The 24,550-nt window shown below is 59.5% G+C and carries 22 protein-coding genes, 6 pseudogenes and 1 riboswitch; of the genes and pseudogenes, 9 read left to right on the top strand and 19 right to left on the bottom strand.

Annotation, left to right across the window (positions count from 1 at the left end):
- Window positions 1-571: 571 nt before the first annotated feature.
- The 3 genes from ACFSQT_RS08935 to ACFSQT_RS08945 all read right to left on the bottom strand — a co-directional run bounded on the left by ACFSQT_RS08935 (window position 572) and on the right by ACFSQT_RS08945 (window position 1,782).
- Window positions 572-1,033, bottom strand: coding sequence for a phasin (locus tag ACFSQT_RS08935; RefSeq protein ID WP_379018108.1), 462 nt, complete (start codon window positions 1,031-1,033; stop codon window positions 572-574).
- Between the two features lie 287 nt (window positions 1,034-1,320).
- A complete protein-coding gene (locus ACFSQT_RS08940; protein WP_378926232.1) occupies window positions 1,321-1,569 on the bottom strand; it encodes a DUF982 domain-containing protein in 249 nt (82 codons plus the stop codon).
- A complete protein-coding gene (locus ACFSQT_RS08945; RefSeq protein ID WP_378926234.1) occupies window positions 1,570-1,782 on the bottom strand; it encodes a hypothetical protein in 213 nt (70 codons plus the stop codon).
- A gap of 701 nt (window positions 1,783-2,483) precedes the next feature.
- Between ACFSQT_RS08945 and ACFSQT_RS08950 the strand changes: the two genes are divergently transcribed.
- A complete protein-coding gene (locus ACFSQT_RS08950; RefSeq protein WP_379018040.1) occupies window positions 2,484-3,809 on the top strand; it encodes a Fic family protein in 1,326 nt (441 codons plus the stop codon).
- Window positions 3,810-4,279: 470 nt separating this feature from the next.
- On the opposite strand, the gene ACFSQT_RS08955 is transcribed toward ACFSQT_RS08950, so the two are convergent.
- The 4 genes from ACFSQT_RS08955 to ACFSQT_RS08970 all read right to left on the bottom strand — a co-directional run bounded on the left by ACFSQT_RS08955 (window position 4,280) and on the right by ACFSQT_RS08970 (window position 7,538).
- Window positions 4,280-4,705 (bottom strand): hypothetical protein, encoded by a 426-nt coding sequence (locus ACFSQT_RS08955; protein WP_379018041.1) that lies wholly within the window; start codon window positions 4,703-4,705, stop codon window positions 4,280-4,282.
- 258 nt (window positions 4,706-4,963) lie between these two features.
- Window positions 4,964-6,610 carry an MFS transporter gene (locus ACFSQT_RS08960; protein ID WP_095090523.1) on the bottom strand — a complete coding sequence of 549 codons (1,647 nt, stop codon included), beginning with the start codon at window positions 6,608-6,610 and terminating at the stop codon, window positions 4,964-4,966.
- A gap of 363 nt (window positions 6,611-6,973) precedes the next feature.
- On the bottom strand, window positions 6,974-7,171 hold the full coding sequence (locus tag ACFSQT_RS08965) for a hypothetical protein (protein ID WP_143748889.1): 198 nt from the start codon (window positions 7,169-7,171) through the stop codon (window positions 6,974-6,976).
- 64 nt (window positions 7,172-7,235) lie between these two features.
- On the bottom strand, window positions 7,236-7,538 hold the full coding sequence (locus ACFSQT_RS08970; RefSeq protein WP_095090292.1) for a DUF982 domain-containing protein: 303 nt from the start codon (window positions 7,536-7,538) through the stop codon (window positions 7,236-7,238).
- Between the two features lie 271 nt (window positions 7,539-7,809).
- On the opposite strand from ACFSQT_RS08970, the gene ACFSQT_RS08975 reads away from it, so the two are divergent.
- Window positions 7,810-8,046 carry a type II toxin-antitoxin system Phd/YefM family antitoxin gene (locus ACFSQT_RS08975; protein ID WP_095090524.1) on the top strand — a complete coding sequence of 79 codons (237 nt, stop codon included), beginning with the start codon at window positions 7,810-7,812 and terminating at the stop codon, window positions 8,044-8,046.
- Window positions 8,047-8,168: 122 nt separating this feature from the next.
- On the top strand, window positions 8,169-8,468 hold the full coding sequence (locus tag ACFSQT_RS08980; protein ID WP_378976967.1) for a PIN domain-containing protein: 300 nt from the start codon (window positions 8,169-8,171) through the stop codon (window positions 8,466-8,468).
- 497 nt (window positions 8,469-8,965) lie between these two features.
- On the opposite strand, the pseudogene panC reads toward ACFSQT_RS08980, so the two are convergent.
- Both panC and panB read right to left on the bottom strand, forming a co-directional pair.
- A pseudogene (gene panC, locus ACFSQT_RS08985) lies at window positions 8,966-9,857 on the bottom strand (pantoate--beta-alanine ligase).
- A pseudogene (panB, locus tag ACFSQT_RS08990) lies at window positions 9,854-10,695 on the bottom strand (3-methyl-2-oxobutanoate hydroxymethyltransferase). The pseudogenes panC and panB overlap by 4 nt, the downstream one beginning before the upstream one ends.
- Window positions 10,696-11,114: 419 nt before the next feature.
- On the opposite strand from panB, the gene ACFSQT_RS08995 reads away from it, so the two are divergent.
- Complete coding sequence (locus ACFSQT_RS08995; RefSeq protein ID WP_379018042.1) at window positions 11,115-11,582, top strand: Ros/MucR family transcriptional regulator; 468 nt, start codon at window positions 11,115-11,117, stop codon at window positions 11,580-11,582.
- Between the two features lie 170 nt (window positions 11,583-11,752).
- Here the strand turns inward: ACFSQT_RS08995 and ACFSQT_RS09000 are convergent, their stop codons facing one another.
- The 7 genes and pseudogenes from ACFSQT_RS09000 to ACFSQT_RS09030 form a co-directional block, all read right to left on the bottom strand.
- Window positions 11,753-11,965 (bottom strand): cold-shock protein, encoded by a 213-nt coding sequence (locus ACFSQT_RS09000; protein ID WP_379018043.1) that lies wholly within the window; start codon window positions 11,963-11,965, stop codon window positions 11,753-11,755.
- 378 nt (window positions 11,966-12,343) lie between these two features.
- Window positions 12,344-13,129 carry a GGDEF domain-containing protein gene (locus tag ACFSQT_RS09005; RefSeq protein WP_095090295.1) on the bottom strand — a complete coding sequence of 262 codons (786 nt, stop codon included), beginning with the start codon at window positions 13,127-13,129 and terminating at the stop codon, window positions 12,344-12,346.
- 1,240 nt (window positions 13,130-14,369) lie between these two features.
- On the bottom strand, window positions 14,370-14,930 hold the full coding sequence (locus tag ACFSQT_RS09010) for an RNA-dependent RNA polymerase family protein (RefSeq protein ID WP_379018044.1): 561 nt from the start codon (window positions 14,928-14,930) through the stop codon (window positions 14,370-14,372).
- 227 nt (window positions 14,931-15,157) lie between these two features.
- Window positions 15,158-15,517: pseudogene (locus ACFSQT_RS09015) on the bottom strand (IS21 family transposase); the annotation flags it as partial.
- A gap of 214 nt (window positions 15,518-15,731) precedes the next feature.
- Window positions 15,732-16,304, bottom strand: coding sequence for a transposase (locus tag ACFSQT_RS39745; protein WP_417568614.1), 573 nt, complete (start codon window positions 16,302-16,304; stop codon window positions 15,732-15,734).
- Window positions 16,201-17,340 carry an ISL3 family transposase gene (locus ACFSQT_RS09025; RefSeq protein WP_379018046.1) on the bottom strand — a complete coding sequence of 380 codons (1,140 nt, stop codon included), beginning with the start codon at window positions 17,338-17,340 and terminating at the stop codon, window positions 16,201-16,203. Before ACFSQT_RS09025 ends, ACFSQT_RS39745 begins: the two co-directional genes overlap by 104 nt.
- A gap of 320 nt (window positions 17,341-17,660) precedes the next feature.
- A pseudogene (locus ACFSQT_RS09030) lies at window positions 17,661-18,130 on the bottom strand (transposase); the annotation flags it as partial.
- A gap of 306 nt (window positions 18,131-18,436) precedes the next feature.
- On the opposite strand from ACFSQT_RS09030, the gene ACFSQT_RS09035 reads away from it, so the two are divergent.
- From ACFSQT_RS09035 to ACFSQT_RS09045, 3 genes are all read left to right on the top strand, one after another.
- On the top strand, window positions 18,437-18,817 hold the full coding sequence (locus ACFSQT_RS09035; protein ID WP_095090296.1) for an XRE family transcriptional regulator: 381 nt from the start codon (window positions 18,437-18,439) through the stop codon (window positions 18,815-18,817).
- Window positions 18,818-18,899: 82 nt separating this feature from the next.
- Window positions 18,900-19,955 carry a DNA-processing protein DprA gene (locus ACFSQT_RS09040; RefSeq protein WP_095090297.1) on the top strand — a complete coding sequence of 352 codons (1,056 nt, stop codon included), beginning with the start codon at window positions 18,900-18,902 and terminating at the stop codon, window positions 19,953-19,955.
- Between the two features lie 2 nt (window positions 19,956-19,957).
- The gene (locus ACFSQT_RS09045; protein ID WP_379018047.1) at window positions 19,958-21,193 is read left to right on the top strand and encodes an HAD-IA family hydrolase; all 1,236 of its coding nucleotides are present in this window, start codon (window positions 19,958-19,960) and stop codon (window positions 21,191-21,193) included.
- 266 nt (window positions 21,194-21,459) lie between these two features.
- Here the strand turns inward: ACFSQT_RS09045 and ACFSQT_RS09050 are convergent, their stop codons facing one another.
- Both ACFSQT_RS09050 and ACFSQT_RS09055 read right to left on the bottom strand, forming a co-directional pair.
- Window positions 21,460-22,539 (bottom strand): ImmA/IrrE family metallo-endopeptidase, encoded by a 1,080-nt coding sequence (locus ACFSQT_RS09050; protein ID WP_379018048.1) that lies wholly within the window; start codon window positions 22,537-22,539, stop codon window positions 21,460-21,462.
- 117 nt (window positions 22,540-22,656) lie between these two features.
- Window positions 22,657-23,127, bottom strand: a pseudogene (locus ACFSQT_RS09055) (hypothetical protein); the annotation flags it as partial.
- A gap of 272 nt (window positions 23,128-23,399) precedes the next feature.
- Between ACFSQT_RS09055 and ACFSQT_RS09060 the strand changes: the two are divergent.
- Complete coding sequence (locus tag ACFSQT_RS09060; RefSeq protein WP_378924779.1) at window positions 23,400-23,642, top strand: DUF982 domain-containing protein; 243 nt, start codon at window positions 23,400-23,402, stop codon at window positions 23,640-23,642.
- 163 nt (window positions 23,643-23,805) lie between these two features.
- Here the strand turns inward: ACFSQT_RS09060 and ACFSQT_RS39750 are convergent, their stop codons facing one another.
- Window positions 23,806-23,952: a hypothetical protein gene (locus ACFSQT_RS39750; protein ID WP_417568613.1), complete on the bottom strand. Its 147-nt coding sequence runs from the start codon at window positions 23,950-23,952 to the stop codon at window positions 23,806-23,808.
- 42 nt (window positions 23,953-23,994) lie between these two features.
- Between ACFSQT_RS39750 and ACFSQT_RS09065 the strand changes: the two are divergent.
- Window positions 23,995-24,248, top strand: a pseudogene (locus ACFSQT_RS09065) (3-oxoacyl-[acyl-carrier-protein] synthase III C-terminal domain-containing protein); the annotation flags it as partial.
- Between the two features lie 97 nt (window positions 24,249-24,345).
- A riboswitch (TPP riboswitch) is annotated at window positions 24,346-24,461 on the top strand.
- Window positions 24,462-24,550: the final 89 nt, after the last annotated feature.

The raw sequence follows: 24,550 nt of genomic DNA on the forward strand, positions 1-24,550 counted from the left end.
TTCTTATTCCTTCATAACAACTGCAGAATGGCCTGGCCAAAAGCCAGGCCGGTTTACATTGCGCCAGGAGATAACGCAGCAAGATCGCCAAATCGCAAGGCCTTTGACCACTTGGCCGAAGAAGAAACAGGGTTCGGACTCTCTTGGGCACAGACAAGATCCACCTTGTCCCTGGTCTACGCTCTGGGACGGCCGTTCGGCGCCGCCTCGACAAGGAGCTGGTGTGCCGACCAGGTCGTCGATGTGGGTCACGGTCGACGAGGCCGCGGCCTTGCCACCCGATCCGGCCACGAGCGGACCTCGGGCGCTTGATGACCGTCGCGACTGTTTCGGTGTCCCGCCGGCAGATGAGCACATCGCGCCGTCGAGTTCCGGCGCTGGACGTTGCCGGTCCAGGCGAGCGACTGTTTGGCAAGTCCCGGTTGCGGGGGGAGTGGTCGACCATGATGGACCACCATTCCAAATCGGGCTCCGGCCAGAAACCCGCGTTGCACGACAGGCCCCTGACCGGCAAATGACGGGTAGCCTGAAATCGAGGAGTGCTCCCGCATTGATTGGATCATCTAGAAAACTAGGCGGCCTCGAGGCCCTTCAGGGCCTTCGCGAAGGCGTCCTTGACCGGCTTGGAAACGTCGGCCGCCGCCCTGGCGGTGAGCGCCTGGATGTCCTTGACTTGCTCGACACCCATTTCAACGCGCTTGCGCAGAAAGATCCTTTGCAACTCAAAAACTTCGGACAGCGACTTCACACGGACCAGAGCCTCAAGGTGCGAGAAGTCAGCTTCGGCGTTCGCGCGCAATGCCGCGATCATCTTCAGCGATAACTCGTTGCCGGCCGACTTCACGGTTTCGGCGCTCGACTCGAGCGCCTTCTGGGTCTCTTCAGCGCCTGATTTGAATTTTTGAAGCACCTCGTTCGTTTGCTCCATGCCCTTGTCAGCGACGGCGCGAAGTTGATCGGTAGCCTTGTCGGGATTGAATGCCGCAAATTCGGTGGCTTCGGTTGCGCTGGACTTGTCAGTGGGTTTGGACATTTCTTGAACCTCCGCTTGAAGATGGTTTCCCGCCCGCGACAGCACATTGGGGCTGATGTGTGACAGTGGTATGTGCACTGCACCAATCTGGTGCGGCGTGCCGGCTCGGCCGCTGCAGATCGGCTTCGCGCGGACGTGCCAGTGATCGAATGGGTTACGGGTAATGACGTGCCGTCATGGCGCGTGCCGACCTTCCCTTTGCCGAGAACGGTTTCAGATCGGACCGGCGCCGGCCTCGAATTTCTCGGGCGCTCTCCGGGCCTCCGCTCGATCCATGATAGAGATTGCTAGACAAGCAGGCCTTCCTCTCTGGCGGCTGCCTTGAAGGCGATGCGGGCATCGTCAGGCGTCAGTTCTCCGGCCAAGGCGGACAAACAGACGCGTACGGCCTCGTTCCATCTGGGACCGTGCTTAGTCCACTGGAGCAGCTGATCGGCTGCATCTTCGACGCTGCTGCACTCGTAGCGAATACCTGGGGTGCTGATATTTATCACGACAGGTGGCGAAAACCTATGAAGGGACACCGGGGGCGTCATTCATGTAGATCGAAAATAACGAACGCGGCGAGAAACATGGGTCTCCAAGACGATGCGTTCGGTAAGCTCACAGTCCGTTCCGCTCAGGTCCGGACCGCGGTTGCGATCTGCCGCGACGGTTGCCTTGATGGAGATCTTATCGCCAAGCTCGGCGGTTTGGAGCGGCAATCGAACGAGTTCTTTGGCGATGACAGCGGCCTCCTGGTCGACCATTAGCCGCACTCCAGGCCGGAATCGAACTACCCCCACGTTGGAGCAATGTCCAAAAAAATCAACGTGCAATTCTTACCGATATGGGGCTGTTGGATTTTCTCATCCCCTGCATGTTGGCGCGGCTTTCTTCCGGCCACGCCGTCGCGGCCAACCACACAGGAGCGCATGACGGCACCCCCGGTATGAGCATGATCCGCATCCCCCAGAACCCTCTCCTGACAATGCAGTTTCAGGCAATTTTGCGCTAATTCGGTAGCAACCGCCACCAACTCCCAAATTAACGCTTCAACCTGGACCTTACTCCAGAAAGACCAGCGCCCGTCGCCCCGTTCCCGTAAGGGAGTCAGGCTTCTCCAGAGCGCATCGAGACGCCGTTCGCCCTTGTCGCGATCAGTCGATCCTATGGAGCTCCAGGTCCGTACAAGGCATCCAAAGTTAGACGCGCGTCGCCTTGTCAAGGCGGAGGCGCGCTCACTGGCCACTCGGCTTAGCTCACCGAGAACTGAGGCTACATCTGCGGTCGGTCCGAGGTGAACGATTTATTCTTCATTCATTCAGACACCTTCCGGTAGTTTTTATATCGTTGTAAACAAATCGTTTTTATGCTTCTATTTATTCATGAATGGCGATATTCTCATTTGATTTTTGCAGGGCGGCGGGCGCTTAGTCGTCCCTGCGTGAACTTGTGAATGGTGAATCCCATGCATCCCGTGATGGCACTTCGAAATTTGGACACTCTTCAGAAGGAGATCGTCAGCATCCTTTCCCGCGCCGGGATCGGCATGTCGCAGACTGGCATCGTAGCGAAACTGACTAGCCGCGCCAGCCAGCCAACCGTGTCCCGGGCGATGGCCAGGCTCGTCGCCGACGGAATCGTCATCAAAACGGGAGAAACCCGCGGCGCATCGTTCGATTTGTCCCCAGCAGCGTCTTGGTTCTCGAAGGCACCGCACTACCGCCCCGAGGTTCCGTATGACCCTGAGCGGATCGGAGGTTACGTCCCGAACACAACAACATGGCTTCCAGCGGAACAGTTGGCGCGCATCAGGGCCGCCGCGGAAGGCGTAAACCAGGCCCTGGATGCATCGACATATAGCAGGGCGATCGCGGAACGCTTCCTGATTGACCTCGCCTGGGCATCATCGAACCTTGAAGGGAACACGTACACCTATCTCGACACGGAAGTCCTCCTTCAATACGGCCAGAAAGCGAGCGGCCACGAACTGGCGGAGGCAACCATGATCCTCAACCACAAGCACGCGATTTCCGAGCTGCTCGATAGCGTGGGGAGGCCCGTCCTCAACCCCCAGTTCGCCGCCCGAATCCACGCGATGCTCCTTCGCGACCTGATCTTGCCCGAAGACCTTGGGCGGGTGCGGGGAAACCCGGTCAAGATTCAAGGCTCCAGCTACCAGCCGAGCGGCGATCGCACCCAGCTCACGCAGGACCTGGGCCAGCTGCTCTGGAAAGCGGAACAAGTCGAGGACCCGTTCGAGGCAAGCTTCCTGCTGCTGACCGAGTTCTCCTACCTGCAGGCTTTCATTGACGGCGACAAGCGGATGGGGCGGCTCATGGCCAACGTGCCATTGCTATGGCAGGGCCTGCCGCCGATCTCGTTCATCGGCATCAACCGCAGCGCATACCTGTCCGGACTCATCCTCTTCTACGAACTGGGCGACGCGTCATTGATGGCCGGCGCCGTGGCCGACGCCTATGAGGAGACGTCGAAAAACTACACGGCTGCGGTGGCGACCAGGCGGGTGCCGAAGTCTGTCGAACTGCGTGAGCGGAGGCGCATCGACGAGGCTGTCCGTACCATCGTGGAGGATGGCCTCCCGGAAGACGACGTGCGGTCGTTCGCTTCGGATTATTTCCAGAACCTGAATGATGAAGACCGGGACCACCTCGTTGGGTTAGTGGCCGAGATAATCACGGCGATCACACCGGAAAACGCGAGGGCATGGAACGTCGACCCTGACAGGGTAGTCGCCTACATCAGCGGCAGATCCAAAACCCATGGCACTTAGTATGTTTTATTCACCATTCATCAAGCCACCGACGGAACGGCCAAACATATGATTATTATTGACTATTTACAGGCGTTTTATTCATAGCCGAGGACGCGGCCTTAGAAATTCGAGTGCAGCGGCGATGGACATTTCACGTCATCCAGGTCGATGACAAGCTATGTATGAGGCGGCGACCCTCACGATAGGGTCGTCGGCCGAAATGAGCTCTGCCGTGACGCCTGGCGCGCCTTGTCGTGCCATTTGCCGAAATTCTTCCAAAAATTTCCGAAACAGGTGCGCGGTCCATACTGACCTCTTATAGGCCGGGGACGTTGGCATCCATTTCCAGTCTCCTCCGATTTCAGTGTTACCGTCGGCGGAAAGCTGGGAAAGTGGCAGTGATGCGCTCGCCCGCTACTTTTCGTTAACCCCCGGTCAAAGAACCGATCGACTCCTGCGGCCAGACCCACTAAGGGCCTGCCTCATGTTCAGGCGGATACGCATACGGCACTGATTTCGCGGCCTCCCGAGGCCGTCGTGCTGACCGAGCCAAGTTCTTTCGGGAAAAATGGGCCGCCCCGAAGTGGCTCAGTTTCACGACGAGGGTTAGCGCCGCAAACAGAGATCGTCCGATCCCCAAGCCGCATGTCGACGGCCATCAGCTCACTTCGTCTCTTTTGAAAATGCGCATTGGTTTGCACTGCTCCGAATGCGGCTTGATAGAACGACGCAGCTCCCTGCTGCCCACCATGCTCCACAAAAATCGTCAGTGAGAGTGATATCCCAACACCGCAAACCGACTTGAGAACGTTCCCGTCTGAAATGCCATGCTGCTGAGGGACTACTTCATGGGCATTCGCTGCCGACAAATCGATCTGCCGCATGGCCAAAGCTTTTCGCAATGCTTTGGCCATGGACTGGGAACGCCGGAGAGCATCATGGTTCATCCCTTCTGTAGTCAGTGTCAGTGCTCGCGTTGCTGACGGCCACCCACGAGGGTCAAACCGTAAGGATTGTGCATTCACCATTCCAGGAGGAGCGAGCGGCAGGCTGCACAGCCTGCCAAGGCAATAGCTAGATCGTGACGTAGATCAACAACTGCTCGCGTCAATTGCGAATCAGGTTTCCCAAAAACTGCGAGAGTGCCCGCCGAGCGCCGTTTCAAACGTCAGCTACGGGCGCGATACAAAGGGCACAGGCTGAACTTCGCTGCCAGAGGCAGGGCTTGTCGACCGTTCGATCGAAAGTGCGAGATGAGGAGAAGACCCATCAGCCTGCAGAGCGGCTAGGCGCTCGGCTACCTCCCTGTCAGCCAAAGTCAGGCGATGATTTAGACGAAGGTAATCCGTCCATGTCGGAGTGCGGAATGTCTCAGTCCAAAGAGTCGGATTCTGAAGATTTCGCTGCAGCGTCCAATTGCGCGCACCGGCACGGGTCTGAACGCGCCGCCTTTCGCGCATGCAGCGCAGAAACGCCTCGATATTAGGTTCGGGGATCGAGTACTCCACCTTGACCACGATTGGACCGCTCCTCGGCCGGAGAGTAAGGGCCAGTTCTGGTGGGATGAAGTCGGCAGCCCCTTGATCCGATTCTTCCCATAGTCGTATCGGCAATACCTTTCCCGCTGCTGCAACCAGCAACAGTGCCACTGCAGCACCTTCCAAAGCCCACGTCAGGGAATAGTTCTGCGCGACAGCTCCCCAGATCCAGCTGCCGGCTGCCATACCGCCGTAGGTCAAAGCGTAATAGATCGACAGAGTGCGACCAACGACCCACCTTGGGCTTGCCAACTGCACACACACGTCGGTTCCGGTCCAGGTGACGACCCAGCCTGCGCCACCGATTGCAAGCGCGATCGCCGCCACCGTCACGGATGATGTGACGGCCAGCAAAAGGCAACACGTTGCGCAGGCAACGGACGCCAGCGTGACCAATCGCTCTTGGGTCGCAATGCGTCTCAAGTAACCATTGCTAATGCCTGCGACAAAGGCACCTGTGCCGAAGCCGGCCAACAGGACGCCGTAAACAAGTGGCCCACCCGCCAGCTGATCGCGGACGAGGAGGGGAAGGAGAGCAAGGATCGAGATGCTCGACAGCCCGAACAGGGTTGCACGCACAATCGCCACTCTGATCTCCGAGGAGATCGCGGTGAAGCGCATGCCATCATGAATGGCGGTCGCCATGCGCTCGCGCGGAAGAGGCGAAGAGCGAACCTGCCACTTGGTGCGCAGGACAGCGCTCAACGGGACCAGGTCGCTCAGCGCCGCCAATGCAAATGCTGCCAGCGGGCCAAGGAAGGCCAAAATAACACCGCCCAGTGCGGGACCTACGCTTCGGACAATATTATATCCCACCGACATCAGTGTCACCGCAGCGGGTATCTCGCGCTTTTCCAGGATATCACCGACGGAGGCGTGCCAGGCTGGATCATTCAAGGCAAAGCCGCATCCGGCCAGAAAACCCAATCCGAGGATCAACCACGGACTGACAAAGCCCAGACCGACAGCGAGAGCCAGCGTCGTGGACGCCAGTGCGATCAGGCAATGTCCGGCAAGCATCACCCCGCGGCGGCTAAAACTGTCTGCAATGGCTCCAGCAAGGATCGACAAGAAGAAGGCGGGCAGTGTAGATGCAGCCTGAACGAGTGCCACCATCAGGTCGGAGGCTGAAATCGTCGCCATGAGCCAGCCGATAGCCACGCTCTGGACGAGCCAGCCGAGGCTGGAAATCTGCGTGGCTGTCCAGATCGAGCGAAAGACCGGGTTCTGAAGAGGCATCAGTGTGGTTGCCGCAAAGGGCGGGGAATCTTCACGCCGCATGACTATCTCACCTCCACCAAGTCGTTCTTCGCTCACCTGCCGACAGCTGGGCGCTTCGCGCACAGCTGCGTCACAACCAAGCTCCGTCATCGCGCTCTCAACACAGGAGATGTCGCATCACCATGCTGATGCGCGATAAGTCCAGTTGGGTGTAAGCCGGTCGAGGTCGCGCAGCCCGATGGATGCGGTCAGTTCTGCCCTGCGACTCTCAGCTTTGGATGGTGCTAGCGCCCCGATGGCCGGCTTGTCAAACGGCCGCAGGCTGGCAGCGCCCATCGGCTGGATCCGCAGCAAGAACGGAAACCGCCTGCTGCTACGGGCGAGCCGCTTTCACCCCTTGGGACCGGACAAGGCCAGTGAGGTTCAAGGAGCAGCGTCTCGGTCGCTCAGCGCCTTCTTGATCTCTTTCAGCGTGCCGGCCCCGCTTTCGAACAGCGCCATGATCTTCGCGGCCAAGGCCTCGCGTTCGGGGCTGTCCGGCGGGAAATGGCCGCCTAGCTCCGCGAGGGCCTTGCTGAGCATTGCCAATTGCTCTGGACGAGCAAAACTGTTATGCGGCATGGCGAACCTCCCTCAACGCGCCTCTAGCCATCCACGAAGTCCCAGCAGCAGAAGTGGCCAAAACCTATGCTTGCACCTTTCCGGTGCCCGACTTGCAGGCGGCGAGCCACTGCATCGCGGAAGTTTCATCCTCCAATATGGCGACCCGTTTCGCAAAGCCAAAAAAGGCGTTGCGGGCAGCACTCACAGGCTTTCGCCCATCATAGGCATCATAGCACGTCCTAAGGGCGATCTCGTGGACTCCGTCCCTGCGATCGTCTGGCCATTCAGTGAGGAAATCGATGGCGTCCGCGAGGTCCGCAATCTCTTGTACGATGTATGTGTCACGTTTCACGAACAGCGGGGTGCCGAAAGCCTCAGCGTTCATTCTTTCCTCCCGATCTGCTGAACAGCTAATTTGTGCGAACAGATGCATCACCGGAACCCGCTCACGATAGCTGAATGTGTTGTCAAGGCGATGACGGTTCAACACGAAAGCGGCGGCTTGCGGAGTTGTGATCGAGAAGTCCGCAGGTGCAATTCGACGAATCTTACATGAGGCTGCGGAATCACGTCTGTGACCCGACGGTGCAGGGTTCGTTTGACGACGTGCTCTTGCACATATATTCTGGCCACGTGGTCATTTTATGGAGACGCCGATGAAAAGCATCACCGTAGTGGAGGCGAAATCCCGCTTCTCAGCTTTGCTGGCGGAAGTCGAAGCTGGCGAAGAAATCGCCGTCACCAGGCACGGCAAGGTGATCGCGCGCCTTGTTCCCGACCATCCCCGCGTGGCGGCCGACGCCTTTCGTGATTTTTGGGCAGACGCCGATGAAATCGATCTGGTCGCGCCTGACGACAAGCAGGCTGAACATGAGACTTCGTTGGACGGTTAGATTGTGACGTCACTCTACCTTCTCGACACGAATATCCTGATAGCGGCTATGAAAGGTCGAATCGAGGTGCGTGGACGATTGGAGTCCGAGCAACTGAGCGCCATGCGGCTCTCTGCCATTGTGTGCTGGGCGAACTAGAATTCGGCGCCGAGAACAGCGCTTATGGCGACCGCAACCGCGCTCGCTTGGCCGCGCTGGCTCAACGGCTCCCGTTTGTCGGAGTCGACTACGACACAACGCGACATTATGCGAAGGTTCGAGCATTTCTGGAGCTTCAAGGAACGCCAATTGGGGCCAACGATACATGGATTGCCGCGCAAGCGTTGGCGATCGACGCCACGCCGGTCGCAGACAATGAGCGCGAGTTTTCCCTCGTGCCTGGACTGGCACTCGAAAACTGGTTGGAACATGGGCAACCGTGACCTTGTCTATCCTAGGAAACCCGACTGCAGTGACGGTTCGGGCCTCACTCACCTGCCAAGCCAATATCCGCCGGGTCGGGAACCGCCGCCTCGAAAATCTCAAGATAGCTCTTACGTCTCTGGGCTCTTGTGGAGGCGCGCTTGCGAACCTTCCCGCCGATAATTTCCTTTAGCTTCTCGGCCGTTGGCTAAGCGCCGTTCATTTTTGGCGAAACGCTTGGCGATGATCCGGGTAACCGTGGAATGGCCCAAACCGCTTCGCAATAGTTTCGCAATAGCGAGGTCGCTCGACCAATTCGGAATGATCCGGCATTGTTGGTGACGTAGCCGGTGAACTCGGTGAAATAGCCCGTGATGGGAACATGGACCAGCGAGGCGCTTCGAATGGGGCCGGAAACTGCGTACGCCACCGCCGGAAACATCCGTGCTATCGGGGTGGCAAGCTCACCCGCGCAGGGAGTCGAGGGTTTTGAGGCAGACTTGGATGCGTCAGAGACTTAAGCGGCTGCAGGTGAAGCAAACCTTTTGGAAGTGCTTTGCTTTGGCCGGACGCACACATTGTCAACGAGCCGGATGTCCCCCCAGCCATGCGGCCACGAGGATGCGTGTCGATCTGTCCGCGGCGTCGAGCGGCGCGAGGTCATCGTCGGCCCGCAGTTCAAGATACTCGACTTCTTTGTAGCCGGCCGCCAGGATTGCCTGCCGCGCCTCAATGAGTACGTCGTCGGCTGTCGCCCCTGTCGCCAGCCGCTCGGCCGACGCGAACAGGATTTCCACGAGGCTCGGCGCCGCCTGTCGCAGTACGGACGAGAGGCGAAGGTTGCGCGACGACATTGCCAGACCGTCGGCTTCGCGCACCGTCGGGCAAGCGACTATCTCGATCGGAATATCGAGATCGCGCGTCAGCCGGCGCACGACGTGCAACTGCTGGAAGTCCTTCTCTCCGAAGAAGGCAAGATCGGCGCCCGTCTGCAGAAAGAGCTTGGCTACGACAGTTGCCACGCCGTCGAAATGGCCGGGGCGGTACGCACCGCACAACCCATCGCTCACCCCGCTCACCGAGACCGTGGTGGCGAAACCTTCCGGATACATTTCAGAGGCATCGGGTGCGTAGAGCATATGGGCGCCCAGCGGCGCGAGCTTGGCAGCGTCCTCGTGCTCCGTTCGTGGATAGGCGGCAAGGTCAGCCTCATTGTTGAACTGTCTCGGGTTGATGAAGAGTGTCACGATCACCCGATCCACGCGCTCTAGTGCCGATCGCACCAGGCTGAGATGACCTTCATGCAGCACGCCCATCGTCGGCACGACGGCAACCTTGAGGCCTTCGCGACGCCAGGCTGAAACAATGCTGCGCAATTTCGCGACAGTCCGGACGATCGGTATGCTCACGCTGCCGCTCCTCCTTTGACGGTTTTTGGCGCATCGCCGAAGACATGCTCGGCCGCTGGAAAATGGCGCTCGCGAACATCCTGTGCATAAGCCGCGATCGCCGCCTCGGCAATTTGTCCGAGCTCTGCGTAACGCTTGACGAATTTCGGGCGGAAGTCGCCGAACAGGCCAAGCATGTCGTCGACCACCAGGATCTGCCCGTCGCAGGCCGGCGAGGCCCCGATTCCGATCGTCGGGACGGCCACCTCTTCGGTGATCCGCCGGGCGAGCGGCTCAGGCACCTTTTCCAGAACGACCGAAAAAGCACCGGCCTGCGCCACTGCCTTGGCATCGCGCCGGATGCGCTCACCGTCCTCGCCCCAGCCCTGCACAGGATAGCCGCCGAAAGTATTGACCGCCTGCGGGGTCAGGCCGACATGGGCCATGACCGGTACGCCACGCGCGGCGAGAAAATGGATCGTCTGCGCCATTGCCTCGCCACCCTCGATCTTGATGGCCGCACAACCGGTCTCGGCCATCACCCGGGCTGCGTTTCGGAAAGCCTGCCCGGGACCTTCCTCATACGAGCCGAACGGCATGTCGACGACCATGAGCGCACGCTTGAGGCCACGCCGCACCGCCTTGCCGTGCAGGATCATCATGTCGAGCGTCACGCCGAGAGTCGAAGGCAGGCCGTGGAGCACCATGCCGACGCTGTCGCCCACCAGCACAACATCGCAGTGCGGATCGATGAACCGGGCGACCGGGGTCAGCTGTCAGGCAGACGAGCGGAGCCTGGCCTTTACAGCAAGCGAATGTCCGGCGGCGTGATCGCCTTGGTCTCAGCAGATATGCTCAAGCGAAGCCTCCTTCCCTAGCGTTATCCATCGCGGGTGTCGCCTTTGGCATATTTTTGTGCAACTGCGAAGAGCAAAACGGCTACCTCTCGGGATTGGCGCCGAAAGGCATGCCCACGGACCATCGGTGCAGTCCCAGCCCCGACTGCACCCTTGCCAGGCGCATTCATTCAGCTCCAGCGCAACGATCAAGTTGGATGATAGGCGATCCCGCACTATGGCGGTACTTTCGCCGACAACCGCAGTGCCGCAGTGCCGATCAGCTTCGCCATCAACGTGATATGGGCGGGAAGCGTTGCTACCAACCGCGGTGCAGGACGAGCATCGCAATAGTCTTGCCTGGGCTTTATTGCTTTCCGCGGCAACCGCCACTATGTAGCGACGCTTCCCCGACTGTCTTTCAAGCCATCTGGAGAGTTTCATGACGGAAGAAGCCAAAAACAACATCGACACTCTCATCGAGCTCACCGCCGATGTCGTCTCAGCGTATGTGTCCAACAATCCGGTCCCGGTAGCTGATCTCCCTGCCCTGATCAGCCAGGTCTACGCGGCACTCAAAGGCACTGCCGGCGCCAGCGTTTCCGCAGAAGAAGCGGAGGCTCTCAAGCCTGCGGTATCGATCAGGAAGTCGGTGACACCGGACTACATCATCTGCCTTGAGGACGGCAAGAAATTCAAATCGCTGAAGCGCCATCTGTCGACGCATTATGGGCTGACGCCGGACGACTATCGCGCCAAATGGGGTCTGTCGGCGGATTATCCCATGGTCGCGCCGAATTACGCCGCAACGCGTTCGGCGTTGGCCAAGACGATGGGGCTCGGCCGCAAACCGAAAGAGCCGGAAACGCCGGCGCCGGCGAAGCGGACCCGCAAGAAGGTCGCAGCTTGATTTCAGAAATCGAGGTTTTTCTGGAGCGCGCAAGCTGCCATCGGCACCATCTGCATCTGCCCGGAATGTGAAAAGGCGGGGTCCAGCCCCGCCTTCCCTTTCAAACAGCTTTGGCTTCCCAGCCTGGATGCACCTTGTCCATCGGCTGTTGCCAGGACGCTGGAGAAGATTCAGCCAGCTTTGCTGAGGCTGCCAGCAGAGGACTTGCCAGTGCGGCGGTCCTGTTCGATTTCATAGTTGATCTTCTGGCCATCGGCGAGGGTCGAGAGCCCCGCTCGCTCAACGGCGGAAATGTGAACGAAAACATCCTGACCGCCATTGTCAGGCTGGATAAATCCAAATCCCTTACTGCCGTTGAACCACTTCACGGTTCCAGTCGCCATATGCGTGTTCCTTTGTAACAATTGCAACGTGGGCAGGCCGTCCGGCCAGTCCCGATTCATAACCGAACTTTGGAGTTGGGCGCAGCAAAAAACGAAAAATTGCAAGGCCCGGTAGATCGGCGGCCGGCAGCTCGCTCACTGCAATGACCCTATTGTCAGCAAGCACGTCCTGCGCTCTCGCTCTCGCGCATGGCCCAGAACGACCCGCGATCTGAAGCCCGGGCGGTCTCATCGCTCCGAGGAATTGCAAATCCAGGCCTAGCGCTGCCGGGCCGACGTAGTGAATGTGGCACCGACGGCCACCGGTCACCAAAAAGCCATCAGCACCACCAGGCCGCGGCGTGTTTTTCCATCGGCCTCTCTCCCAGACGGGGTTGGTTACGGTGTCACGACTCGCAACTTGGCTGCTTCATAATCGAACGAAACGCGGTTCCGCCCACGTTGTTTCGCTTCAAAAAGGCATCGTGCGGCAGTGCGGAGGACATCCTGAGTATCTGCACCATGAGGGATTTCCGCACCACCGATGCTGACGGTCACCTTCACGCCGTCTTGTTGCCCTTTCACGCCAGGAACCCGCTCGATATGACGACGGATCTTCTCCGCAATGGTCTTTGCATGCTCTTTGCGGATGTGACGTAGCAACACCCCAAACTCTTCCCCGCCAAGGCGACCGATCCCGTCTCCTGGGCGCGTTGTATAGATGAGCGCCTTCGCAATCCGAACCAGAGCTTCGTCACCCTTGGCATGGCCGTGCTTGTCGTTGATTGACGAGAAGTGATCGGGATCGATGAGGAGAAGGGTGTCGCATTCCCCTTCATCGCGGCTTCTATCCATCCTTGCGATGAATTCACCGCGACTAAGAAGTCCTGTCATCGGGTCATGACTGGTGACGAAGGTGAGCCTGCTATGCGTCTCTTTCAGGGCTGCATGAGACTTCTCCAACTTGTCACATGTCTCCTGGATCGTTTCCGCCTGGGTGAAAATGTAGGCACTGACCGGCATCCCGATGAGGATGGGAATGAAGGTGCATTCCACCCAGCTCAGCCAGTCGATCGGCATCTGCAGCGCAAGCCGAGCCGTAAAAGACAAACCGAAGGTTGCGACGACTGCAATTATCGTCACGACTATTGATTTGCCCAGAATACGCCTGCGACGCGGTGTCATGCGGTTCCTTTAGATACTGGCGCTGAACAAGCTCTTACGAAGTCCATTAAGATTATTTCGGACGCGAAGGGCAAGGAAGCGCAACTGTCGCCGTACAAAGGTTGATGCAGCGAGCCAGTTGCCGGCGGCGCGGCTAATTTTAGCGACGGTTAAAATTCGAGTTTTTCGAATCTGCCGGCGTTAGTTTTCGGATGCTACCCAGCCTTCACAGATGGTGAGCGTGGAATATGCGTGGTCCAGGCTGGATTAGAGATATACGGCAGGCTGAGGCTCAGCACCTGCGAGATCGAATAGCTTGGCTTGAATGCGAACTGATTTCTGCGGCCGCGTCCAAAGGCAAATCCAAGTTGCAAAACGTTGGTCACGAGCTTCGTTCGCAGAAGGTTCGACTGGTGGCACGCCTCGAACAATGCATAGCGTGGATGCCGAAGCGGCTCTAGTGTCGCGCCCACATGCGAGGGGTAGATCCGAAGATCGCCGTTGTGGCGGGACCCCGGCTCGCGGTCCGATTATTCACACGCCGCCGCTCGCTCAACAGGGCCAACGCACTGGGCTCACTTTAGGAAACGCTCTACGGCTACGATGCGATACGCGAAACGGACGGCGCCGAGCAGGGCACGAGCTATGCGACGAATGATCTCCTGGGCGAATGGCTGTTGGACCAAGACGCTGGCGAACGGTTCGTAAGACCGAACGACCTTCTTACTTCTACTTGTTTATAAACAGATAATTGGCATGTTTTCTTACTTTGTGCAAGGATTTGTGTAATCAAATCTCCGCCCTTTCAGGCATCGGCTTCGGAAAATATGCTTGCCGAGCGCTTTGATGGTGGCGCAAAGCCCTCGTATTCCGCAGGAGAGATCGTGCGAAGTTTGCATGGGCGGCGGCTGGGATTCCGAGGGCTGCCAAGGCGCTGTGTTTCCGTTGTACACAGCGTGCCGATCCGGTGGAGGTGGCCGGTTGGTTACTCATCTCAAGCAATGGTTTGCCGCCTCGATTGCCTTGCCAACGCCGATCATGCAGTCTGCCGGACGAACGGGCGAACCATCCTCGAGTCGAATAGATGGACCAGACAGACGACAGCTCAGAGTGGGGCAGCATCGACACCCTAGAGTTCTTTGGCCGTCATCTCTTGGCGATTTGTGTCACCTAACGATTAGCGAACGCTTCCAAAAACGACGCACTGTCCTTTGCCGCATACAACGGAACGCTGATCGACATCGGAGGCTCGGTCTGCTTTCTAACCGCAGGCCACGTACTGGCTGACCTTAAACAAAAGCTCGCCGACGTCAGAGTAGAGATCGTAGAGGTCGTTCTGGCCGACACATTCGCGAAGCGCCGTCTCAGCGACAAACCACTTCCGTTCGATATAAGGAACGAACCATTCCTCTTTGTCGATGAGGAAGACCAGGGGCTTGATTTCGGCGCGATTCCCCTGCGCCCCTACTACGTCAATCTTCTGGCAAAGAACGGAACGGGTGTCCCTGTCCCGCTTCTGCGGCAAGGCTGCCCGACGAATGTACTCCAAGGCACCATGGGTGTTCCTGCCGGGCCGAAACCCGTAAGAGACATGCCAGAACTGTGCCTCGAAGATCGGCTCCAGAAGAATCTTGACCGCGCCTTGTACGACGCGGTCTCTGATGGTGGGGATGCCCAAGGGCCGGAATTGCCCAGGTTTCCCGGCCTTTGGAATGAACTTGCGTCTGGCCGGACTTGGCCGGTATGCGCCGCGGCGCAGATCCGCCTGGAGATCGACCAGAAAGCGATGTTCACTCCTGTTCCGAATGCGTCCCACCGTCATCCCGTCAACCCCAGCCGTGCGCCCACCTTTGTTGGAGGAAACGCGCTGCCAGGCGTGACGCAGCACACCCTGAGGTCGGTCAACCAACCCCACATGTCGCACCACTGGTCGTCGGGATTAGCCTTACTCCACTGATAGAGTTTGCTTTGAATGCCGAGTACCCAGACTTTGTCTGTCCGATGATCCATGTCCACAGATCACTCCTCCGTCGTTGCAATCCCATCGCCTTCCTGCTCCTCGCCATGAACAGCGCGCCAGGATCGGACGCGGCGCTCGATCGTGCGGCGGATGCCGGCGCCCAGTTCGGGGTGGCGCCGCAACATCTCCTCGAAGATGGCGACCGACCGGATGCCAGATGCGGCCCGCAGCAGAGGCACGATCTCGGTGTCGAAAATATCGGCAAGCGGATCGGGCCGCCGACGATCCCGCGGCGTATTCTTTTGCGAAGGCAGCCTCGCATCCTTCTCAATGCGATAGGCCGTGGCTGTGCTGATCGACGCCTTCGCCGCCGCGACGGCCGTCGTATGGGTCTTACGGAACTTCATGAAAAGCCTCATCTGGTGATCGGTTACGTGGCGGCCGGGCACAAAGTGATTCCTCCAATTGGAAAAACCACCGGCATACCGGTCGGCCGCGATCACCAGACGACGCCCCAAACGAGCGCCGCCGGCGACTTGAAACTACGGTCGGGCTCCGCCCTCCCTGCGTCTCAAGTCGCCGGCATTCTCATCCTGATTGGGTTCTTCCGCACATTTGGTGCAAGGGCGAGAGCTTCTCGTCTGGCCCTTTGCCGGGGGTGGTTCAGGCGATTGCCAACAGCCTGTTTCTCAGCAGCGGATAGCCTGAGCGCCCATACATCTGGCGCTTGATTGTCTTGAGCCGGTTGATCTGTCCTTCGACCGGGCTCGTGCTCCATGGCTGGGTGATCGCCGCCCGGACGGCCTCGATGTCGCGGCCGATGCCTGCCGCAAGCGAGGCCAGTTCGCTGTCCGTGGCATCCTTGAGCCATAGATGGAGGCCGGCATCATCGTCGCCGCGGATCAGTGCGGCGAAGCGTCGGGCGAGTTCGCCCGCCACTGCAAGCTCCGGCGCTGTTTCGTAGAGATGGTGCAAGAACCGCCCGGTCAGCTCATCGAGCGACGCCGGGTCTTCGCTCAGCAGCCATGCACAGTTGCGGCGCGATGGCGACCGCCACCGCGAGTTTGGTGGAGCGGTCGATGACCGCTCCTTGCGGGCGGCGATCCATCTGTAGACGGTCGCCTTGCTGCCTTCAAAGCCGCGGCGCTTGATTTCGCTCCACAGCTGCCAACCCGTTTTGCTGGCCTGCCTGCCAACACTGTTCGAGATAATCGCGGAAAGGATCCATGAGAACAGAGCGCGCCGGCGGCCGCCGGTGCTCGGGTTCTCCGCCCGCCGCAAGCCAGCGTTCGACAGTTCTCACGTTCATGCCAATCCGCGGCGCGATCTGTCGCGGCGACATGCCGGCCTCCCGCAAGTCAAGGATTTCAGCATAGAACTCACTGCGCTGGTTGCGCCTCGACCGGCGCAGGCAATCAAGTTTCGGGGAAGGTTCTACCGGTGGTTCCGGCTCGGCTTCGGCGTTTCCGGCCATCTCGTACGCCATGGCCTTTCCGGCGGCACCAACGGCTTTGCGATGGCGGCCGACGGCCAGGTGCAACGCTTCCCCCAGGTTCTGCAGCAGATGCCAGCGGTCGGCGACCTGCGTTGCATCGGGCGCACCGCGACGGGCGCCCTTGGCATAGACGCCGGCACGATCGCGCGCGATGACCTCGATGCCCGGATGGCGTCCCAGCCATGATGCAACCGTGTCGGCATTGCGATCCGGCAACAGATCGAGGACACGGTTGCGCTCCAGATCGCAGATGATCGTTCCGTAGCGCTGCCCTTTGCGCCAGGCCCAGTCGTCGATGCCGACCACACGCGGCGCTTGCGGCGGCTCGAAGGAGGCCGCGCGGATCATCCGCAACAGTGTGTCGCCGCTCACCGGCATGGCGAGCCTGTCCGACAAGCGTGAGCCCGGCTCGCCACCCACCGCGAAGCTGATCGCCAGCTGGCTTTCGCCGAGCCGGGCGGTGCGTCTTGCTTTCGGCCGCACCGTCTCCGGCAGCCGCTCGGTGAAGATCCGTCGCGGGCATTGTGGATCGGCGCACCGAAACCGTCGTGCGTGAAGCCGGATTTCGACAATTCGCCCTTGCCACGGCAGATCGGCGAGCCGGCGCATGTAGTGACTGTGGACCCGCCGCGTGTAGCAACCGCAGATGGGACAGCACGATTCCATCGCCTTCGGCCGGGCCACAAGCACTACCCTGTCGGCCTGCGGGAGAATTTGGACAATCGTAAGCTCGGGCGAAATCAGCGGGCGGAAGGCATGGAGCACGGGCAAAATCACGGCGTCGACTGCGATTCCGACTCTATGAACTTATTCGCACCGTCCGTGAATCCCCGCACCTGCACCAAATGTGCGGAAGAACCCCTGATTGACGCTGCGCTCTCACGTTGATTGCCGCGCCGCAGGTTGATGGCCCGCATCCGGCACACTTAAGGCCAATCTGTTTATGCAACCCAACCGACGACGCCCGGTCAGGCTTCTCGGCCCCCTTCGATCCACTGCTCCTGTAAATCGGGCGGCATCTCAGCCGCCAGTTGAAAGTCGGCAAACTTGAGAGGTCACGCTAACTCATGCGCACCTCCCGCGCCGCACGGCGCACCATCGATCCACAGGTATGGCCAGTCGCCCTCGATGGGTCTTTCAAGGAACGCTTTGACCTTGCCGTCGATCTCTTCGCACAGCCGCGAGACCTGGCTCTTGGAGATGCCGCTCATGCCCATGGCCTTGACCAGGTCGTCGACCGAGCGGGTCGAGATACCCTGGACGTAGGCCTCCTGGATGACGGCCGTCAGCGCCTTCTCCGCCATGCGCCGCGGTTCGAGGAAGCCCGGAAAGTAGGAGCCCTTCCTGAGCTTGGGGATGCGCAGCTCGACGGTGCCGGCCCGCGTCTCCCAATCGCGATCGCGATAGCCGTTGCGCTGAGCCGTCCGCAGCGGGTTCTTCTCGCCATAGGCGGCGCCGGTGGCGGTTCCCACCTCCAGCTCCATCAGACGCTCGGCGGCAAAGCCGATCATCTCGCCAGGAGATCGCAATCAGGGCTCTTCTCCACGAGCGCGCGCAGGTTCATCATGTCGGGGGCGCGCTCGCGAGCGGCTTCGTCACCGCCGAGCTACACCACTCAGCGGGGCACGACCGAAAAATCGCCTCAGATACAAGGCATGGTCCTGCATCCATCCCCATGCTACCTATCGTTGACCCAACATAGCCTGAGAGCTATATTCGGTAAGAGAGTCGGCATTCCGATAGTTCGATAGAGCGTTCGGGATAGCACAATCGAGTTGTTGACTTACCTCGTAGCCATCGCGCGACCCCTCTCGCAAATCTAATGTTTCCGTATAGACGGAAGTGCGGGCGCCAACATTACGGAGTCAATTTCATGGGACGCGGTCTCGATAGCGTCATCGCATCCTTTCCGCAAAGACCGCGGGATCGCATCGATGCGCGGTATACGGAGGAGATCCAGGAGGTAGAAGGTCTTCGGGCACTGCGCCGGATCGCAGGCAAGGCCCAAGCAGATGTTGCGGCCGCTCTGAAGATCAAACAACCGTCTGTTTCGAAGATCGAAAACCAAGTTGATATGTACGTTTCGACGCTTCGCAGCTATGTCGAAGCCGTCGGCGGAAAGCTTGAGTTGACGGTCAGGCTGCCGAAGCAGCCGACCGTGCGTATCCATGCTCTCGGAGAGATCGCTGCCACGATCTCCGAAAATCTCGCCCCTCCCAAAACTTCTCTCGCCAAGGCCGGACACCGCGGATGACCCAACCAATCCGCAACCTTCCGCGAAGCTATCGCTACAGAACGCTGAAGGCCGGCCGCAATTTTGAAAGGCGTTGAATTCCATGATTGGCATCGAAACACGAACCGCAGCAGGCATTCTCACGCTCACAGCGTTGCGCGGCATCGGGCCCGCCACGGCTGAACGCCTTGCGGAACGATTTTTGCTACTTGACGCAATCATCGGCGCCGAGCCTGCGAAGCTTCGATCCGTCGTCTCGGCTGCCGTCGCCGAAAGTCTTCACGAGCCGACTGCCATCGTCAACGCCGGTGAGAAGGCGCAGCGGGTGCTCGACGAGGCTCACCGTCGTGACGTGCGTGTGCTTTCCATCTTCGACGTCGACTATCCGGACGCCCTTCGCTCGCTCTCCGATCGTCCGCCCATCCTCTTCGTCAAGGGCACTTTGCCGCCCCGTCGGAGCGTCGCCTGCATCGGTACTCGCGAGCCCTCCGAGTTCGGCGAAATCGTCAGCGACAGGATCGTGGAAACACTAGTTGCTGCGAATTGGGCGATCGTTAGCGGTCTGGCGACCGGCGTCGACACACTGAGCCACCAAGCGGCGCTGCGCCATGGCGGGCAGACCATCGCCGTATTGGCAGGCGGTCTTGACGGAATCTACCCAAAACAAAACACCAAGCTTGCCGACGAGATCCTGGAGAGGAACGGCGCACTGGTCAGTGAGCAGCCTTTCGGCGTGCCGCCTTCGCCGCGTAATCTCGTTCAGCGCGATCGCCTGCAGAGCGGGCTTTCGATCGCGACCTTCGTCATGCAAACCGACATCAAGGGCGGGTCGATGCACACCGTCCGCTTCACGATCCAGCAGAACCGCTTGCTGTTCGCGCCAGTACCGCAGGGCCGCCATGCCGCAGAACCCAAGAGTCAGGGCATTCTCGCGATGACGCGGTTTTCGGCGACCCGCTTCGCTGACGCCGCGCGCGCCGAAGGCGACTATCGGCGCATCCTAGTTGAACGATATCGCAACGACCCCGTGGCTGTGCCGCTCGCCAGCAAGGAGGATTACACCTCTATGCTAGAGCTGCTGGAAAATCGAGTGGCTGGTGATGCAGCTCAGGACGCGCCGGTTCGGCCATCGTCGCCCGCGCAGATGTCGATGCTCTGACCATGCCGAACGTCTTCCTCTTCGACCTCGATATGACGCTGGTCGACAGCTCGGCGCTTGCGCATCTGCGACGCTCGCAAATGTGGGATGCCGTTCGTCAGAATATGAATCTGATCCGACCTTTTCCGGCGCAAGGCCGGGTCGCGCCGCATGAACTTCCTGCCCTGCTGCGGGCCGACGGACAAGCAGTTGGCATCGTTACGTCGTCGCCTGAATGGTACGCGACCACTGTTCTTCAACAGTTCCGTATCCCTTATGACGTGCTGGTCAGCTACGGCGACACCGAGAATCACAAGCCCGATCCTGCGCCGATCCAGGAAGCACTCCGGCGCCTTGGCATCGCCGCAAGTCGGGACTCGCTCTACATCGGCGATGATGTCGGAGACGTAGAGGCCGCCTACCACGCCGGATTGGCCTCTGTAGCAGTCCGCTGGGGGCCCACGTCGATCTTCGAGCTTTCGTCCAGTGCGCCCGACATTTTCGTGTCGAAGGCCTCGACGCTGCTACGCCGAGACCGCATCGGTGGGCGCGGCTACATCGGCGAAGCGCTGACCAGCAATTGGCCCTTCCACAGCCATTGGGGCTCTATTCTCCATTGCGACGACGAGCCCGTCGTTTATGCACTCGGCCGCTATTTCACGGCTTCCGATCCGCGGCATGCGACGAGTGCCTTGAGCGCGGCCGTGTTGTCTTTGAAAAATAATGACAGCCAGGCGCAAGTCCTCGGCGAATGCGTTGGCCGCGCCGTCGACCTTTTCGACTGGAAACCCGACTGCATCATCCCCGTACCCATGAAGCCGTCGCAGGAGCGCAACCGCTTCAAGGAACTGCTCGAAAGCGCTGCCGACCATTTCGACGAGGATATTGAGGTCGAACTCAATGGCCTGAAAACCGTCAAGGAGGTCGAAGGCTATAAGCAGATGAACGCGCTGGAGCGTGCGGAGGCCATAAAGGGTGCCTTTGACACGGATTACACTTGGGGTGGCGCCAAGATTCTGCTGCTCGACGATGTCTACACGACCGGAGAGACGACGAGAGAGTGTGTGCGCATTCTTAACGCCAACGGGGCCGGCGAGGTCCGGGTGATGGCGATCGCCAAGGATCAGCGCGTCTTCGCGCGCAAGACCTGTTCTGCCTGCGGGCGATCGATGAAGATACGCGAGAATCACGCGACGCATGTAAAATTTTGGGGCTGTTCGGGTTATCCGCATAACTGCCAGCACACGGAAGACTTCTAACCCTATCGGGTCTGGACACCTTGTCCGGACTCTCCGCCGCCTGGTTTCAGCCACCAGCGGGCACTGGACGTTGAACGCCGGTTGTCACAGCGCCATTTGCATGGAGCCGTGGCGAATGAAATCTGACCGCTTGTCCGATCGCGGTGCATGACTAGTCAAGCTTGGTTAAACACTGCGGATTATGACAGGATAGAGCAGGCAGCGACCTTGCCGGATCGCCGAACAGCTGTCACGAGGACGGTTGCCCTTACAGGGAGCGATCTGCCTCACTTCACAAGCCGCAAATTTCCCCTTCTGGGGGTTGTCAAAGCATTTGGCGTGGATGGCACGCCCATAGTCACAAGGCCAAAAAGAAGTTTGACAACCTCTGATTCAGGAACGGACAGGTTGCTCGAAAGTCGATCCACACCGGCCCCATCCTGACGGAGATTATCAAGGACCTTCTTCCACACCTGCGACTGCTCACGGCACATCTGCATTGGTTCATCCGTTCGCCAACCCCGCCGAGAAATCTCCATAAACAACTGCTGATAGGTCCACTTCGATACCAAACCGAGTTCATGAAGCCGATACGTCATTGCGGCCACTGAAACCGACCACGCTCGCTTAAGTTCGACAACTTTTGGCAGCCCTGTGATGCGACCTACCGCCCGTAGAGGACCTTCTGGCATAAGGAAAGCCGCAGCGAATTCGTTCGCTTGTTTTTCGGCCTCAAGACCATTTGGCGCCGCGTGCTTATGCAAGACAAGATGCCCTAACTCATGGGCAGCGTCGAAACGGCTTCGCTCGGCAGACTTTTGGGAAATGAGAAATACGTAAGGTTTTTCCCCACGCCAGACTGAAAAGGCATCAACCTCCTTTCCATCCTCGCCTAGGGAAAAGACGCGCCCCCCCCTCAACTCCAGAAGGTGCACCATGTTCTTGATGGACCGGTTGCCAAGGCCCCAAAAATCACGGAGGCCGGCTGCAGCACTTTGAGGTGTGTCTTCTCGCATATCGGGCACAGCAGAGACGGGCAGATCAAACTCTGTATCCAACCAGTCAGACATCAAGAACGCAATTGCCCCTGCGGCAATCGCCCCGTCTCGCTGGCGGGCCGTCATTTTGCTCATCGATCGGAAGCTGACCCCCTCTTCGCGCGGAATGTCCAGATCATCCGACAGAAAAAAGGAAAGGGGAAATCCCAAAGTGCGAGCAAGCTTCTTGGCAACATCCTCGCTCGGAAGATACTCCCCCGCTTCATAGCCCGTGACCGTACGTGGTTCGATACCAGTCTTTGCAGCGAGTTCTTTCATCGTCAGGCCGGCCCGCTTACGAGCCACGGTAAGCCGCGATCTATTAAACATTATGCCGCCTTGCGCTTCACCGGCACATCAATCTCGACGTCTTCGATCGGGTCTTCGACCGGCACTCCACCGTCCACACCCGGCAACGGAATGAAGATGCGCTCTCCCCAGTCAGTTATAATCCGGGCCGGTGACGGCGCGAAGCTCGCTGCGCCCGTCTTTTGCCTCCAAGGTTTTCACAAGCTCGCGATGGGACAGCAGGCCGTGCTGCAGATTGATGGCAGCCAGCGGCGCTGGAAGCTGGCGCAGATAGGTGGCCGGCGCGCCGACCAGGCTGGCGAGTTGGCCAAAACTCCAATGCGTGGGTGCAACAGGGGCATGCGCATCGGGCAGCATTAGCCACAGGCGCTCCCGATCGTCGCGGCTGGCGTCGACGCGGATCAGTTCGCTTTCGACGAGGCGGGTCTTGATGCGTTCGGTTCGCCATTTCACCGAATTATGGAGATCGGTGAGAGAAAGGTAGCGCTCGTCGGCCGGCCGATTGAACCACTCCGACGACACGCGACCGATACGCTGGCCGCGGCTGACGTCGACCTTGTAACCGGCACGCGCGTTACGGACGGGCGTGTGAAATTCCATTTGTGTCATGGTTGCTGCTCCGCGGCGGACGCCGGGAGCCTCTCTCCCGGACCTTCACCCGCCGCTGCAGGCCCGCCCGCCCTCTACCTCTGCCGGCATCCCCGCCCGCCGCCAGAAGCGCCGGCATTGCAGCAGAGTTTGCGCCAGGTGGCTGGCGCACGAAGTGTGAAGGCCGGCAAGGTCTGCTGGCCCTATTCGGCCCTCGGCAATACATGTATGAAACGAGCCGACGTCATGGCAGGCGCAGACCGCACCAAGCTCGGTATTGAGGGTGTAATTGGATGTCGAGCAGGTTCGTCCGACCCGTGGTGGTGCAAGTTGGCCGACATGACCGTGAGCGCGTCATTTTCGATGTGAACGACGCGGCCACGATTCTGCTCCGGAGCTTCCATGATCAGACGAAGAAGCGGAAACTGGCTATGGATGCATGCCTTCAGGTTCTGCGTGGCGAAGCCCACCCGCTGGTTGCCAGACGGGCTTTCGTTGTGGCGGCGTTAGAAGCGAAAATTCTGCGCAGTGATTGAGTTCCAAGATTATAATAGCCTCAATTACTTCAAAACCCCCGCAAGAGCAGTAACGCAGACAAATAGATCGAACGAACGCTTACTCTTGTAGCCGCGATACATAGCTGCGTATCGAGTGCTGCGCTCGTCGCGCAAGATTGATTCGTTGGATCATCCGCCAAGCTCAGGTTTGCGGCGGAGGTCTTTCCGGTTGGTGGAACGCAACCCTGTCGTCGCCGCCAGAAGGGCCGCATTGCTTCTCCGGCACGCCGTCGGCGCTGCCCCCCTTGCGGATCTCCACGACGACGGGCTCGCCGTCGATGACCTGCATGAGGGCCTCTGGAGTTGTCGAAGAAGAAGCCGCCTCACGCACAAGCCGCAGGACATCGACCGCTTCGTGCCGCACCAGGCCAATGCCCGCATTTTTGATGCCGTAGGGAAAAACCTTGGCCTTGCCGATCGTGCTGTCGTCAAGACGATCGCCGAATACGGCAATTCTTCCGCCGCGACGATCCCGCTGTCGCTGTCACTGGCCACCAGACGAAGCCATTTCGGCCTGGCGAAAAAGTTCTTCTGGCGGCGGCGGGAGCGGGCTTGAGCGGCGGCGCTGTCGTCGTTGGAATATAGCCGAGCGGTGGCCGCCCACGGGCCAAAACTGTCCGAGTGATATGGATGGCCGGTCGACAGGCGCTTGACAAAGCCGCGCCTGCCCGTTCAACCTGAGACATTCACCAGGGGGAGTCCCGGCAAGGGGCTGAGATACTGCTGGCTTTCGCGGCGCAGTGACCCGTTGAACCTGATCCAGTTCATACTGGCGTAGGGACGGTGCAAGCGCTTTGCGGGAGTTCACGCCCGAAGACCTGTTTCCAAGCAGGTAGATCAAAGCGTCTTTTCATCCTTCCGGCACAGAACTGGGTCTCCAATGCATG

Origin of the sequence: Mesorhizobium calcicola, from assembly GCF_042682105.1 — a bacterium.
Classification (GTDB): domain Bacteria; phylum Pseudomonadota; class Alphaproteobacteria; order Rhizobiales; family Rhizobiaceae; genus Mesorhizobium; species Mesorhizobium calcicola.

What these genes read in the sequence shown, in the direction of transcription:
- ACFSQT_RS39750 (WP_417568613.1), bottom strand. Translation starts at nt 23,952, where the DNA reads ATGCAGGTCATCGACGGCGAGCCCGTCGTCGTGGAGATCCGCAAGGGG.
- ACFSQT_RS08970 (WP_095090292.1), bottom strand. Translation starts at nt 7,538, where the DNA reads ATGAACGCTGAGGCTTTCGGCACCCCGCTGTTCGTGAAACGTGACACA.
- ACFSQT_RS09050 (WP_379018048.1), bottom strand. Translation starts at nt 22,539, where the DNA reads ATGTTTAATAGATCGCGGCTTACCGTGGCTCGTAAGCGGGCCGGCCTG.
- ACFSQT_RS09045 (WP_379018047.1), top strand. Translation starts at nt 19,958, where the DNA reads ATGCCGAACGTCTTCCTCTTCGACCTCGATATGACGCTGGTCGACAGC.
- ACFSQT_RS09060 (WP_378924779.1), top strand. Translation starts at nt 23,400, where the DNA reads ATGTCGAGCAGGTTCGTCCGACCCGTGGTGGTGCAAGTTGGCCGACAT.
- ACFSQT_RS09000 (WP_379018043.1), bottom strand. Translation starts at nt 11,965, where the DNA reads ATGGCGACTGGAACCGTGAAGTGGTTCAACGGCAGTAAGGGATTTGGA.
- ACFSQT_RS08950 (WP_379018040.1), top strand. Translation starts at nt 2,484, where the DNA reads ATGCATCCCGTGATGGCACTTCGAAATTTGGACACTCTTCAGAAGGAG.
- ACFSQT_RS09005 (WP_095090295.1), bottom strand. Translation starts at nt 13,129, where the DNA reads ATGACACCGCGTCGCAGGCGTATTCTGGGCAAATCAATAGTCGTGACG.
- ACFSQT_RS09010 (WP_379018044.1), bottom strand. Translation starts at nt 14,930, where the DNA reads ATGACGGTGGGACGCATTCGGAACAGGAGTGAACATCGCTTTCTGGTC.
- ACFSQT_RS08945 (WP_378926234.1), bottom strand. Translation starts at nt 1,782, where the DNA reads ATGGTCGACCAGGAGGCCGCTGTCATCGCCAAAGAACTCGTTCGATTG.
- ACFSQT_RS08995 (WP_379018042.1), top strand. Translation starts at nt 11,115, where the DNA reads ATGACGGAAGAAGCCAAAAACAACATCGACACTCTCATCGAGCTCACC.
- ACFSQT_RS08955 (WP_379018041.1), bottom strand. Translation starts at nt 4,705, where the DNA reads ATGGCCAAAGCATTGCGAAAAGCTTTGGCCATGCGGCAGATCGATTTG.
- ACFSQT_RS08965 (WP_143748889.1), bottom strand. Translation starts at nt 7,171, where the DNA reads ATGCCGCATAACAGTTTTGCTCGTCCAGAGCAATTGGCAATGCTCAGC.
- ACFSQT_RS09040 (WP_095090297.1), top strand. Translation starts at nt 18,900, where the DNA reads ATGATTGGCATCGAAACACGAACCGCAGCAGGCATTCTCACGCTCACA.
- ACFSQT_RS08960 (WP_095090523.1), bottom strand. Translation starts at nt 6,610, where the DNA reads ATGCGGCGTGAAGATTCCCCGCCCTTTGCGGCAACCACACTGATGCCT.
- ACFSQT_RS09035 (WP_095090296.1), top strand. Translation starts at nt 18,437, where the DNA reads ATGGGACGCGGTCTCGATAGCGTCATCGCATCCTTTCCGCAAAGACCG.
- ACFSQT_RS08940 (WP_378926232.1), bottom strand. Translation starts at nt 1,569, where the DNA reads ATGACGCCCCCGGTGTCCCTTCATAGGTTTTCGCCACCTGTCGTGATA.
- ACFSQT_RS08935 (WP_379018108.1), bottom strand. Translation starts at nt 1,033, where the DNA reads ATGTCCAAACCCACTGACAAGTCCAGCGCAACCGAAGCCACCGAATTT.
- ACFSQT_RS08975 (WP_095090524.1), top strand. Translation starts at nt 7,810, where the DNA reads ATGAAAAGCATCACCGTAGTGGAGGCGAAATCCCGCTTCTCAGCTTTG.